The organism is Pseudoalteromonas sp., assembly GCF_041613455.1.
Lineage (GTDB): Bacteria > Pseudomonadota > Gammaproteobacteria > Enterobacterales > Alteromonadaceae > Pseudoalteromonas.
This window is the reverse complement of record NZ_JBFJHD010000085.1, coordinates 1-12224: the sequence shown is the minus strand read 5'-3', so window position 1 is coordinate 12224 and position 12224 is coordinate 1. Positions and strand designations below refer to the sequence as shown.

13 protein-coding genes and 1 pseudogene are annotated in these 12224 nt (G+C 43.2%); 3 read left to right on the top strand and 11 right to left on the bottom strand.

Annotated features, from left to right (window positions below):
* Nucleotides 1-24: 24 nt before the first annotated feature.
* From ABYB02_RS09595 to ABYB02_RS09560, 8 genes are all read right to left on the bottom strand, one after another.
* Nucleotides 25-819, bottom strand: a complete 795-nt coding sequence (locus tag ABYB02_RS09595; protein ID WP_372762249.1) for a putative porin — start codon at nt 817-819, stop codon at nt 25-27.
* Between the two features lie 198 nt (nt 820-1017).
* Entirely contained in the window at nt 1018-1392 is a 375-nt protein-coding gene (locus ABYB02_RS09590) for a PH domain-containing protein (RefSeq protein ID WP_372762248.1), read from the bottom strand.
* Between the two features lie 2 nt (nt 1393-1394).
* The gene (locus tag ABYB02_RS09585; protein WP_372762247.1) at nt 1395-2300 is read right to left on the bottom strand and encodes an ABC transporter ATP-binding protein; all 906 of its coding nucleotides are present in this window, start codon (nt 2298-2300) and stop codon (nt 1395-1397) included.
* Nucleotides 2297-3124, bottom strand: coding sequence for an ABC transporter permease subunit (locus tag ABYB02_RS09580; RefSeq protein ID WP_372762246.1), 828 nt, complete (start codon nt 3122-3124; stop codon nt 2297-2299). The genes ABYB02_RS09585 and ABYB02_RS09580 overlap by 4 nt, the downstream gene beginning before the upstream one ends.
* Nucleotides 3125-3273: 149 nt before the next feature.
* On the bottom strand, nt 3274-4458 hold the full coding sequence (locus tag ABYB02_RS09575) for a cystathionine beta-lyase (RefSeq protein WP_372762245.1): 1185 nt from the start codon (nt 4456-4458) through the stop codon (nt 3274-3276).
* 2 nt (nt 4459-4460) lie between these two features.
* Nucleotides 4461-5384, bottom strand: a complete 924-nt coding sequence (gene nudC / locus ABYB02_RS09570) for an NAD(+) diphosphatase (RefSeq protein ID WP_372762244.1) — start codon at nt 5382-5384, stop codon at nt 4461-4463.
* A gap of 107 nt (nt 5385-5491) precedes the next feature.
* A complete protein-coding gene (locus ABYB02_RS09565) occupies nt 5492-5995 on the bottom strand; it encodes an NYN domain-containing protein (RefSeq protein ID WP_372762243.1) in 504 nt (167 codons plus the stop codon).
* Nucleotides 5996-6470: 475 nt separating this feature from the next.
* On the bottom strand, nt 6471-7868 hold the full coding sequence (locus ABYB02_RS09560) for a DEAD/DEAH box helicase (RefSeq protein ID WP_372762242.1): 1398 nt from the start codon (nt 7866-7868) through the stop codon (nt 6471-6473).
* A gap of 149 nt (nt 7869-8017) precedes the next feature.
* On the opposite strand from ABYB02_RS09560, the gene ABYB02_RS09555 reads away from it, so the two are divergent.
* Nucleotides 8018-8440, top strand: coding sequence for a DUF1801 domain-containing protein (locus tag ABYB02_RS09555; protein ID WP_372762241.1), 423 nt, complete (start codon nt 8018-8020; stop codon nt 8438-8440).
* A gap of 69 nt (nt 8441-8509) precedes the next feature.
* Here ABYB02_RS09555 and ABYB02_RS09550 read toward each other — a convergent pair whose 3' ends face one another.
* Nucleotides 8510-9349: an isopenicillin N synthase family dioxygenase gene (locus ABYB02_RS09550; RefSeq protein WP_372762240.1), complete on the bottom strand. Its 840-nt coding sequence runs from the start codon at nt 9347-9349 to the stop codon at nt 8510-8512.
* A 233-nt stretch (nt 9350-9582) separates the two neighbouring features.
* Here ABYB02_RS09550 and ABYB02_RS09545 point away from each other — a divergent pair, with 233 nt between their 5' ends.
* Nucleotides 9583-10776, top strand: coding sequence for an alpha/beta fold hydrolase (locus ABYB02_RS09545; protein ID WP_372762239.1), 1194 nt, complete (start codon nt 9583-9585; stop codon nt 10774-10776).
* A 152-nt stretch (nt 10777-10928) separates the two neighbouring features.
* Nucleotides 10929-11252, top strand: a complete 324-nt coding sequence (locus tag ABYB02_RS09540; RefSeq protein WP_372762238.1) for a hypothetical protein — start codon at nt 10929-10931, stop codon at nt 11250-11252.
* A gap of 58 nt (nt 11253-11310) precedes the next feature.
* On the opposite strand, the pseudogene ABYB02_RS09535 reads toward ABYB02_RS09540, so the two are convergent.
* A pseudogene (locus ABYB02_RS09535) lies at nt 11311-11901 on the bottom strand (pentapeptide repeat-containing protein).
* A complete protein-coding gene (locus ABYB02_RS09530) occupies nt 11894-12121 on the bottom strand; it encodes a hypothetical protein (protein ID WP_372762237.1) in 228 nt (75 codons plus the stop codon). The pseudogene ABYB02_RS09535 and the gene ABYB02_RS09530 overlap by 8 nt, the downstream one beginning before the upstream one ends.
* Nucleotides 12122-12224 lie beyond the last annotated feature (103 nt).

The following is a 12224-nucleotide window of genomic DNA, read 5'->3' as shown; positions in this document are numbered from 1 at the left end:
TTAATTAACCTGAGCTTCGGATAATTAAAACTGAAAACGCATGTTAGCAAAATAAGCATCGTTACCTGAGTCATCAGCGTTATTACCGTAACCTACTTTAATACCTACATTTTTATTAATAAAATGCTGTGCACCAAAGCTGTAATTGTCTTGCTTATTGTAGTTAGCAAATACCGATGTGGCTTTCGTAAAGTAGTAATTTGTTTCTAATTGCCACTGATTTGGCGCGTCATCAATGCTTTCATATTTACCTTCAAAGGTCAGGTAGTTACCCTGCGATAAATCGATAAAGTATTTTGCTGCCACGGCGCGGTAATCAAAGTCGTCGTCGGCCGTTAATGTTACACCCACGTAATCGGTGCTGTTAAGCATGTGGTTATACGCTAAGTCAAATAACGCAAAATCTTCACCGTCTTTATTTTCTACTAAGGTTACTTTTGCCAGTAAGTTAGGGTTAAAAAAGTAACCACCTGATAGGGTGTAAAACTCACGGTGTGAACCGCTATCTAGGTTGCTATATGAAGCACCCAGCATAAAGTTTTCAATAAAATATTCACCACCAATCGCCGTTACATCGCCAAAATCATCGTCAGCATAGCCACCATATACATTGCTTTGCTTATTAATGTATTCAAACTGATCGTACGGGCCTAAGGTGTTTTTTGGCGCTAAGTAATAAATCGAATCAACTGCAACAGTATTGTTATTGCTGCTAGCTTCGTGCTGAAAGCCTAAGTTACTAATTGATTGGTAGCTGTCTGCAGCAGTCGCAGCGCTAGATAATAAAATGCTTGAGATAATAACTGCTAACTTTTTCATTTGATAAACCCTTATTAATATTACTTTTTTGCTTTAGCTTAATTGCTGAAGTTGGGTCACATGCTAACGCTGGCAAACTGAATGAAAACTTAACTAAGCAGTTGTATTTATTAGGTTAATTGTAATGAAATGTAGGGATGTGTAAAGTTAAAGTAATTGCAACATTAAGCTAACAATCACTTCAACTTAACTAAGCGACTACAGCGCATATTGGCTTATAATGCGATACACATCGTTAATGTTATCGCCCGACTTAAAGTCTTTACTTATCGGCGTAGGATCTGAGCCTACCCATATTTTTAGCTCAGCATCGAGATCAAAGTGCCCCGCACTTTCTTTACTAAACTTGGTTATTTTTGCATAAGCGATACTGATCATCTCCATTTTAGAGCCGGTAACGCCTTGTTTATCAATGAGTATCAAGCGTTTATTAGTGAAAATAAACATATCACGAATTACTTTATACGCTTTTTCTACTTGCTCGCCTTCAATGAGAGTATTTAATAACACTTTTTCTAAATCGGCATCATCGACTTCACTCGCATTGCCCATTAATCCACTGAATAATCCCATTATCATGTCTCCTGTTTAAATAGTTGATTCTCTAAGGTGTGCCCGTTAACCAATTGCCTGTATTGCCAGTTTTGCTGATGACAAAAATTCAGTAACGCAATATCAAGCGGTTCATCCGTTGGCTGGTACTCAATCACATACTCTTTGTGCTGACTCATATACACACGCGTTACCGCACTCAATGATTGTAGTTGCTCTGCCACATGTTGATAATTTTCAGTGAGCATTAACGTATAATAGCGAGTCGCTGCGCTATGTTGTTTAGTTTGATGTTCACTGAGCACGCCATTATCTAAATACAGTACCTGCGAGCACAGTCGCTCCAATTCACTAAGGTCATGCGAACTTAAAATAAAGGTGGCGTGCTCAGATAACTGCGATACTAGCTCACGTACTTCGCGGGCATGAATCGGATCAAGCCCCGCGGTTGCTTCATCCAATAGCACAATTTGCGGTGCACCAATCAGCGCTTGCGCTATGGTTACCCGTTTACGCATGCCATGCGACAGGTCACCGGCGCGGTGTTTTGCCACATCAGACAAGCCCACTAACTCTAAAACTCGCAATGCTTCTGTTTGACTGCGTTTACTGCTCATGCCCTGTAGCTTGGCATAAAAGGCAAGTTGCTGATCTATATTAAAACGAGGATCAAGCTGGGCATCCTGCGGTAATGCACTGACTTTATTAAATAGTTGGGCGCTGCCGGGCGACTGTCCTAAAATTTCTATCTGCCCTTTGGTCGGGGCAATATAACCACATAACACACTAAATAAAGTGGTTTTACCCGCCCCATTAGGGCCAACCAACGCCACCGGCGCACCGGCGTTAATTTCAAAGCTAACATTATCTAATGCCCGCTTTGCGCCATAGGATTTAGTTAAGCCACTGGCGGTAATTAAAGGTTTCATAATGAACTCCTTGTAAAAATGCGCTGAGCCACAACTAAAAACGCCACGGTTTGCAATAGCGGTACGCCATAAGCTCGCCACGCGGGGGCATTTTGCCCAGCTAAATCGGCTATTTGCATGCCTGGAAATAGATAGTCCAGCACCCTCAGTGCCGGGATTTGCCACTGCAGTAGACCGACAATAATACCGCCTGCGGTAAAGTATAAAATGGCGAATACAATTGCTAACCGCGACGAGCGGGCAAAGGTATTAACTAAGCTCATAAGCGCGACAAAAGGACTTAATGTAACCACGAGTATTAAAAATATAGCCAGAGCACGAGACACGCCACCAGCCAGTAAGCTGGGCTCTCTAAAACCTAACACCGCTAAGGTTGCCACTAAGGTGATCGCGGCTAAACACGCGACTACTGCCAATTGACCGATATAGCGACCCAACAGTATTTCTAAACGCGTGGCGCGCAGTGACAAAAACCGCAGTGTGCCCCGCTCTCTATCGCCAACGGTTTGATCGCTACAAATAAACACCGCAAAAACAGGAAAACTATACAGCGCAATTAACCAATACATGGCGAATTCGGCTTCAGGCCAATCCAGCAACTTACTCAAGCCAATAGCACCAAAAATATCATTTGCAATTTGTGCAAATTCCTCTGCGGCAATTAAGCTGACCGCTTGCCCTATGGGATAGCGCAATATTATTAGCCACACCAGCGCAAATGCAGCCAATGCAATTAACCCGCGCTTGGTTAAAAACATGCGCACCAGTTCAAACCCCGCTATATGGCTGAGTCGCCCTATATTTATTGGTGATGATGTTGCCATTCGCTCTCCTTTATGACGTTGTGCAATTAAATTATTTACCCTAAGTGTAAACACGCTGAATTACCAGCAAAAAAAAGCTCACCAATCGTGAGCTTTGTAACAAGAGATGTAACTGTAACAGCCTAAATACGCTAACGTTAACTTAATCGCTATGATAAATGCTGTTGATACACCTCAAGCGCTTGGCTTAAGTCTTGGATTAAATCATCGACATCTTCTAAGCCAATATGCAATCGAATCACCGGACCTAACTGCCAGCCCGTTTGCGAGCGTAGCCCCTTCATTGTCAAATTAGCGGTGACTAAACTTTCAAAGCCACCCCAAGAAAAGCCCATTTTAAAATAGCTTAAACTATCTAAAAATGCATTAATGGCTTGCTGATTACCGGCTTTCATTACAAAAGAAAACAAGCCATTACTGCCATCAAAGTCACGTTTAAAAAACTCATGTCCCGGGCAGCTTGCAAACGCAGGATGACGAATATGATCCACTAGTTCATGTTGCTGCAGCCAACGGGCCACTGTAATGGCCGCCTTTTCGTGTTGCTGCAAGCGCACTGCCATAGTGCGAAGGCCGCGAAGCGCTAAATACGCATCGTCGGCACTGGTGCATTGACCAAGTAAATAGGAGTTTTCGCGCAGAGTCGGCCAGTATTTTTTATTGGCCACCGCCACCCCCATCATCACATCCGAATGGCCTACAATATATTTAGTCGCGGCCTGAATACTTATATCAACACCATGCTCAAGTGGGCGGTAATGCAGGCCATTGCCGTAGGTATTATCCAAAATCGTTAACAACGCATGCTGCTGCGCAACTTTTACCATGGCCGGCACATCTTGAATTTCCATAGTAATCGACCCCGGCGACTCTAAAAAGAGTAACTTGGTATTTGCTTGAATATAATCTTCAATACCCGCCCCTACTGTTGGTGGGTAATACGTCGTACTAATCCCCAAACCGGTTAAAATTTTATCGCAGAAGTCACGCGTCGGTTCGTACACATTATCCACCATGAGAACATGGTCGCCCGCTTTTAAAAACGACAGCATGGTTTGGCTGATCGCCGCCGCACCACAAGGATACAGTGCGCACCCCTCGCCCCCCTCAAGCTCGGTAATAGCCTCTTGCAACGCAAAGTGGGTGGTGGTGCCTCTACGGCCATAAAATAGCGTTTTATCACCGCGGGTTTTTGCGGCTTCATTTAGCTGTGCCACCGAGTCAAATACTATGGTTGAAGCACGTTGCACCACCGGGTTCACTACCCCGTGGGTATAGGCTTTTTTTCGCCCTGATGTGACAAGTTGCGTGTGCTTGTTGTTATTGTTCGACATGCTTAATCCTTTTTATTTAACCAGCATTCTATTAAGTAGCGCGAGATAGAGTCTGTTCTGGGTAGTTTAAAGTGCTCGCCGGCATCATGCCAATTACCAAACTGGCGGAGTTGTTCACGGCTAAACCACTTGGCATCGTCTAATTCATGTTTATCAACGTGGATATCCTCTGTCACTGCATGCGCAAAAAAGCCCAGCATGATTGAGGCGGGAAACGGCCACGGTTGAGATGCAACATAACGTATATTATCCACTTCAATGCCGGCTTCTTCTTTTACCTCGCGGGCAACAGCTTGCTCTAATGTTTCACCAGGATCAACAAAACCCGCCAATGACGAATAGAGACCAGGCGCCCACGTAGCTTGCCTACCTAACAAGCAGCGCTCTACACCATCGGCAAATACTTTGGTGACCACCATAATTACTGCAGGATCAGTGCGCGGAAAGGTGGCCTGTTTACAGCTTGGGTTTTCGCACAGCCGTGAGTGCCCTGCTTCAACTAAATGGTTTTTACTGCCACAGCGGCCACAAAAGCGATTATTTGCATGCCAATAGCATAAACCTCGTGCCAGTGCCGCAATTGAGGCATATTTAATGGTGACCTGAGGGCCATATTGGCGAATATCAACAAACTGTGCACCGGCAATTAACGGTGTCACTATGCTTTCATCAAGCTCAGATACATCCAGCACAAATACCCCATGCTTGGCATTATTTAAGCCCACAAATATTGCATTACTTAAGTCTAAATGAGCAACTTGTTGATAGGTTAAGTAACTCACTTTAGTTGTGTCTTTAATAAATAACGTTTGATTGTTTTTTACTAACACCCATTTACTTTGCGCCGACATACGCGCTTTAAGCCATGTGGGGTCGCTGCGAAAATTAGCGCCCCTGTCTAATGGCATATGACTGTAATGAAGCATTTAAATCCTTAACAGCAGATAATGCCTTAAAATTACCATAACCACTGTTCAAACCCAATTGATAACCGCATGAATTAGCGCTGCATTAAAATCTCTCATGTTGCCTTTTACATCAATAAGCTATCGTCAATTAAATGAAACTGTGCGGCACTTTGCTTGAGCGCTTCGGCGGTGAGTCTATCGGCACCGTATACATCACACGGTACATTATAGTGGCTTTTTAAATGGCCAAGTAGTAATGCAAAATCGCCATCACCAGAGAGCAAAATAACTTTGTCGAGTGTTTTTCCTTGCTCTAGCATATCAATGGTAATACCCACATCCCAATCACCCTTAGCGCTGCCATCGCGACGTTGAATAAATGGCTTTAGCTTTACGTCAAAACCAATGGCACGCAAAATATTTTGAAACTGGTTTTGTTTTTCGTCGCCACGGTGAATCGCATACGCAAACGCACACTCAATCGTGTATTGCTGTTTCATTTGCGCCCAAAATGCATTGTAATCAAAATTTTTACCGTAGCTTTCACGGCAGGTGTAATAAATATTTTGTACATCAACAAAAATACCTACACGCGGTTTACTGTTTTCAGGTTCGTTATGTAAAGTCATTTATTTTCCTAACAGGATTAAGGCAAGTGGCACAATTAACGTTGGCAGCATAAAAGAGTGAACCTTAAAATTATGCATTAAGTAGCCTAGATTGGTTACTTAATTAACTGTAACCGTATTTGCTTACCTAGCCAAATGTAACTGTTTTTAGTTACTTATACAGTGGATTTTTATGATGGGTGTGATCAGTGGCGATATAATTAAATCGTAAAAAATACCAAAGCAGCAGTACCATGCCATGCTTTATTAACTAGAGCAAAGTTTGCGTGCAGTTTGTAATAAAACAACACGTTGGAATAGATACCGAGGTGATGCATTTCAGTTGCAAATAAACCAAACTGAGCAGTTGATTAGCTAGCTAATGCGGCAAGTGCAAATTACAGGTAATAAAAAACGCACTCCTTCTATTTACTAAAATGAAGGAAGCGCGTTTTTTCGTGGCGTTTAACTCACCGCCCCGCTATAAATACTAGCGTTAGTCGTTATGTGGAGTGCGGCGACGGCGTTGGCTATTGCCTCCCACAGATTCGCGTTTAGCCCATGGGCTTTGTGCTTTATCGTCTGTTTTAGCGGCTGGCTTTTTAGAGCCACCACGGCGTGCACCGGTACCATTGCCGCCATTGTTCGGCTTTTTGCTATTTGGCTTACTGCTGTCTGATTTGGGTTTATTAAACGGCTGCTTTTTCTTTGGCTTTTTAGTTTTTACCGGACGTGCATCTAAATCACGCTCAGGCACGGGGTTATTGGGCTCAAACCCAGCTTCTTCAGCACGAGGAATAAGCTCACCAATAAAGCGTTCAATGCCGTATAAGTCCTCGGCATCTTCCGTGGTAACAAACGAAATGGCATGTCCCGAGGCGCCCGCACGGCCAGTACGACCAATACGGTGCACGTAATCTTCATATACGTTAGGTAAGTCGTAGTTAACAACGTGAGGTAGTTCTACAATATCTAAACCACGCGCCACAATATCGGTGGCCACTAATACACGAACCTCACCACTTTTAAAGCCATCTAATGCTTTAACGCGAGCGCCTTGTGATTTATTACCATGAATCGCCGCGCCCACTATGTCGTCGCGCTCAAGTTGTTTTACCAAGCGGTTAGCGCCGTGCTTGGTACGACTAAATACTAACACTTGCTGCCAATCGTTACTGCGAATTAAGTGGCTTAATAGCGCCGTTTTACGCGGTTTATCTACCGCATAAACACATTGGGTCACGCTTTTAGCCGTGGTATTTTTTGCCGCTACAGAAATTTCAACCGGATCATTAATTAAGCCTTTTGCTAAGGCGCGAATATCATCGGAAAAGGTCGCAGAAAACATCAGGTTTTGACGCTTTGCCGGCATTTTCGCAATCAGCCGTTTAATATCGTGAATAAAGCCCATGTCGAGCATGCGGTCAGCTTCATCAAGCACCAGGACTTCAACGCTGTCAAACTTAACCGCGTTTTGATTATGTAAGTCGATTAAACGACCCGGCGTGGCCACTAAAATATCAACGCCTTTACGTAGCCGCTGCATTTGTGGATTAATTTTAACGCCACCGTAAACCACAAACGAACTCACATCTGAATGCTTTGCGTATTCTTCTACATTTTCGCTTACTTGTAATGCCAGCTCACGGGTCGGTGTTAAAATTAGCGCGCGAATGTGATTACTTTTCGCTTTTGCTCCGCTCGATAAACGCTCAATCAGTGGTAAAGTGAAGCCTGCGGTTTTACCGGTACCAGTTTGCGCGGCGGCCATTACATCACGGCGCTCAATAATTGCCGGTATTGCTTGAGCCTGAATGGGTGTTGGCGTTTCATAGCCCTTTTCTAAAACTGCATTAACCAAAGACTGTGATAAACCTAAACCTTCAAAACTCATATAAACTCTCTTTTAAATAAGGCTAACATAGCCAGTTGCGCGCATTATACCTATAACCTGCAATATTGCATGAAAATATTCACCTGCCCCTATTTATCAATTTTATTTGCTACTATTAAATATCGCGAATTACTCTTATAGGCTTACCCATGAGCTTAAAAACGCAGGCACACCAAATCACCCTCGCTGAGTGTTTTAATAACCTAGATGAAAAGCGCAAACACGACGCGCAGACGCTACTGACTTTATTTAGCAAAGCGACTAAAGAAGAGGCCGTGGTTTGGGGGAAAGATATTATTGGCTTTGGCAGCTACCGCTATAAACATCATGCCGGCAATAGTGATGAGTGGCCACTGACCGGTTTTTCACCGCGTAAAGCGAAGCTGTCTATTTATATTATGCCCGGATTTGAACACCCCAAAATAGCCACGCTACTAAGCCAATTAGGCAAGCATAGCCTAGGCAAGAGTTGCTTGTATATTACTCAGCTTGCCAATGTTGACTTAAACGTACTGCAGCAAATAATTAGCGAGTCGGTGTTAATTATGAAGCAAACATACCCGCAAAATTAACGCCCTTTAAAAACAACAAAAGCGGCTAACAGCCGCTTTTGATTCATAGGTTATTTAATAACTACAAGGTTACTTAACACCTAGCTCACGTAATCGCTCTTGTAAGTAGCTATCTGCGGTATAACGCTCAGAGAGCACAACATCAGGACGCGGGTGTAAAAACAACGGCAACGAAATGCGTGATTTCGTTGACGCTTTACCGGTTGGGTTAATTACACGGTGAATGGTCGATGGAAAATAACCACCCGACGCTTCTTGTAACATGTCGCCAATATTAATAATTAAGCTACCAAAGTCAGACGGTACATCTAACCAGCCACCGGCGGTATCTTTAACTTGTAAGCCAGGCTCATTTGATGCTGGTAATACAGTTAGCAGGTTAATATCGCCATGCGCAGCAGCGCGAATAGCACCCGGCTCTTCGTCACCTGTCATTGGTGGGTAATGTAAAATGCGCAGTAATGTTTGCTCAGAGTTAGCAATCATGTCTTTTAAGTCAATCGAAAACTTAGCGCGCACCTCGGCAGGTGCCTCTGCTTGTACCCAGCTCAATAAGGTGGCAGCAAACTCTGTAGCTAAACGATAATACTCGCGTACATCGGCTTCAAGCTCGGCAGGTACGCGGCCATTAGGGTAAACATGAAAATATTCTTTAATATCTTTTACGGTATTACCTTTCGCTACTTCAGAGACTGAAGGCGGAAAGTAACCGTCTTGCGTGTCTTTAGAAAATAAGTAGTCATGCTTTTGCTCAGAATTAAAAAACGCTTGCCACTTGCTGTAAATAGACTCAACTAAAGATTGCGGGATGGGGTGATTTTTTAACACACCAAAGCCAGTATTTCTTAACGATTCAACAAATTGAGCAGCTGCATTGTCCGCTTTATAATCAACAGTAGGTAATTGCATGGTACATTCCAGTGAGTAGGTTATTTTAAGCTATAGTAATTTAGCTCACAGTATAGCGCTTTGCGAGGATAGAGAAATAGCCCAAAATTTATAAGGACATATGTCCGCTGTTAATTTATTGTAATACTGTATTTACTGTTGCTCAGCGTACCATTAATGATTGAATCTATGCGTTATGATCCCTATCTCTGAGCTATGCTAGTCATATTATTTAACTATAAGTAAGGCGTTCCATGCGACAAAAAGTATCTTTTAACAGCGGCGAGTTAACACTGGCTGGGCAACTCGAACTACCCGCTGGCGAAATTAAGTTTTACGCCCTCTTTGCCCATTGTTTTACCTGTGGCAAAGATATAGCCGCAGCCACCCGTATTAGTCGTGCATTAACACAGCAAGGTATTGCGGTACTGCGCTTTGATTTTACCGGCTTAGGCAATAGCGATGGTGACTTTGCTAATAGTAATTTTTCCTCAAATATTCAAGATTTAATCGCGGCTGCCGATCATTTACGCGCCGAATTTGCGGCGCCACAACTGTTAATTGGTCACAGTTTAGGTGGTGCGGCGGTCCTCGCTGCAGCCGATAAAATCCCCGAAGTATCAGCTATTGCCACCATAGGTGCGCCATCGGATGCACAGCATGTTACGCATAACTTTCAAGCCCATTTAGATGAAATAAACAGCGCGGGTGAGGCTAAAGTGTGTTTAGCCGGTCGTGAATTTACCATTAAAAAACAATTTGTAGACGACATAGCCAAATACGATAAAAGCCATATCAGCAAATTAAAGCGCGCGTTACTGGTAATGCACTCACCGATGGATGAAACGGTGAATATAAGCGAAGCCGAAAAAATTTACGCTGCGGCAAAACACCCGAAAAGTTTTATTAGTTTAGATAACGCCAATCATTTATTAACTAATAAAGACGACGCCGATTACGCGGCACAAATTATAGCCGCGTGGGCTAATCGCTATGTTGACTACGATACCAGTCAATACACCGCGCAACTAACCAATGGAATGGTCTTGGTAGAAGAAAAAGACCATGTATTTACACAACATATCAGTACCAAAGAGCATAGCTGGCTTGCCGATGAACCTCATGCTATGGGCGGCAGTAATTTAGGCCCGGATCCGTACCAGCATTTACTGGCGGCACTGGGTGCCTGCACCGCGATGACACTGCGCATGTATGCGTCGCGTAAAAAGCTGCCGCTGGAGCATGTGAAAGTGGAGCTGGATCACACGCGCGACTATCAAGGGACGCCTGAGCAACCCGAACAAGTGGAAGCGATCACGCGTTACATCACCTTAACGGGCGATTTAACCCCCGAGCAACGTACCCGCTTACTTGAAATCGCCAACAAATGTCCCGTGCATAAAACACTGCATAATAATCCCTTAGTGGTCACTGAACTAGTGGAGTAATGCGCTTAGCAACTATATAGCGCAGCAATGAGGCTGCGCTACGTATGTTAATGGCTTGGCCGCACTGTGTTTATACTAAATAATTATTTATTTTAAAACTATGCGATAATAACGCGATTATTCCACTACCCCATGAGCAAAAGAACCTATCTATGAAATCATATAGCAGCATCGAACAACGTATTGAAATTTTACAAAGCAGAATCGAAGCATATAAAGACGAGATTGAAGTATTACAAACAGAACCTAAAAACGATAACGAACGCATCATTTTTAAGTTTATTGAAACCGGTAGCACCGGCAAGACCAAAGATTATGTGCGTAGCTTAGGGATTAAATCATCGCGCGATAGCTTGTTTTCATCGGGCGATGTGACCAAGCTTATTAAAGAAGGCGCCGCTGATGTTAACCCGGCCTTATTAGAGATTGCCCGCGCACTTGCCAGCGCACGCAATAAAAACGGCCCTAGCTGCTAATTTGCCAATAAATCTGTGGTTAAAATTAAGCCGTAAGTTAAGCCGTAAATAGTACGGCTTAATCTACAAGGTCAATATCAAGACCGCTTAATAAGCTCAGCGCGGCAAAACGTTCAAACTTAGCCCGACTTAAATTATTATTTGTTATATCTATATCAAACCGCATAGCGCCAACAAAGTTACTGTGACTGAGATTGGTTTGATTAAACACGCTCTCTTTAAAGTCAGTACCTCTAAAATCACTTTGCGCTAAATTAGCGTGGCTAAAATCAACATCTTTTGCAAAACAATCGGTCATCGAGAGGGCTTTGAGTTGTAATTCATAAAATGAGCCATAACTTAGCTGACAATCATTAAAACTGACCGCTGCCGTCTAGGCTAATTGCGGCCAATTCACCTCGGTCCACTGAATACTATTAAGCTTACAGCGTGCAAAACTGACCTGCTCAAGGGCACTATAGCCCCAATTTAGCGCAGTTAAATTACAATTAATAAATTCGCATGCTATAAAACGGCAATTGCTAAAGTGGCCGTGACTAAAATCGCAGTCAATAAACTGGCACAATTCAAACTCAACATCGCTGACGCGCTGTGACAGCTCAGCGAGGTTGTTAAACGACTGCTCAAAATAGCTTAGTTGATTAAACATCGGCAGAAGGCACAGTTAAATCGTTTTTCAAGCAAAGCACGGCAACAAATATAAGCGCAAAAATTGGTATTAAACCCAGCACGCCACCAATAATGGCTACTAACACCGGTGTGGTAGTTTTCCTTTTTCCTAAACGATAACTTAGCCATGCAAACAGCGGCACGCATAGCAGTAACAACACTGCGAGCAACTCACCAAAAAAAGTAGCATTTATGTTCATTTTTCATCCTTAAAATTATCCTTACTTTCGATTAGAGCATAAAAAAACCCTTAAGTGAACACTTAAGGGTTTTTGTTAATTTACTTTAATGCCGTAAACAATT

Bases quoted from the DNA above. Each gene is read 5' to 3' on its own strand.
- nudC (WP_372762244.1), bottom strand. From the start codon at position 5,384: ATGCTTCATTACAGTCATATGCCATTAGACAGGGGCGCTAATTTTCGC.
- ABYB02_RS09555 (WP_372762241.1), top strand. From the start codon at position 8,018: ATGAGCTTAAAAACGCAGGCACACCAAATCACCCTCGCTGAGTGTTTT.
- ABYB02_RS09585 (WP_372762247.1), bottom strand. From the start codon at position 2,300: ATGAAACCTTTAATTACCGCCAGTGGCTTAACTAAATCCTATGGCGCA.
- ABYB02_RS09540 (WP_372762238.1), top strand. From the start codon at position 10,929: ATGAAATCATATAGCAGCATCGAACAACGTATTGAAATTTTACAAAGC.
- ABYB02_RS09545 (WP_372762239.1), top strand. From the start codon at position 9,583: ATGCGACAAAAAGTATCTTTTAACAGCGGCGAGTTAACACTGGCTGGG.
- ABYB02_RS09595 (WP_372762249.1), bottom strand. From the start codon at position 819: ATGAAAAAGTTAGCAGTTATTATCTCAAGCATTTTATTATCTAGCGCT.
- ABYB02_RS09590 (WP_372762248.1), bottom strand. From the start codon at position 1,392: ATGGGATTATTCAGTGGATTAATGGGCAATGCGAGTGAAGTCGATGAT.
- ABYB02_RS09560 (WP_372762242.1), bottom strand. From the start codon at position 7,868: ATGAGTTTTGAAGGTTTAGGTTTATCACAGTCTTTGGTTAATGCAGTT.
- ABYB02_RS09575 (WP_372762245.1), bottom strand. From the start codon at position 4,458: ATGTCGAACAATAACAACAAGCACACGCAACTTGTCACATCAGGGCGA.
- ABYB02_RS09530 (WP_372762237.1), bottom strand. From the start codon at position 12,121: ATGAACATAAATGCTACTTTTTTTGGTGAGTTGCTCGCAGTGTTGTTA.
- ABYB02_RS09580 (WP_372762246.1), bottom strand. From the start codon at position 3,124: ATGGCAACATCATCACCAATAAATATAGGGCGACTCAGCCATATAGCG.
- ABYB02_RS09550 (WP_372762240.1), bottom strand. From the start codon at position 9,349: ATGCAATTACCTACTGTTGATTATAAAGCGGACAATGCAGCTGCTCAA.
- ABYB02_RS09565 (WP_372762243.1), bottom strand. From the start codon at position 5,995: ATGACTTTACATAACGAACCTGAAAACAGTAAACCGCGTGTAGGTATT.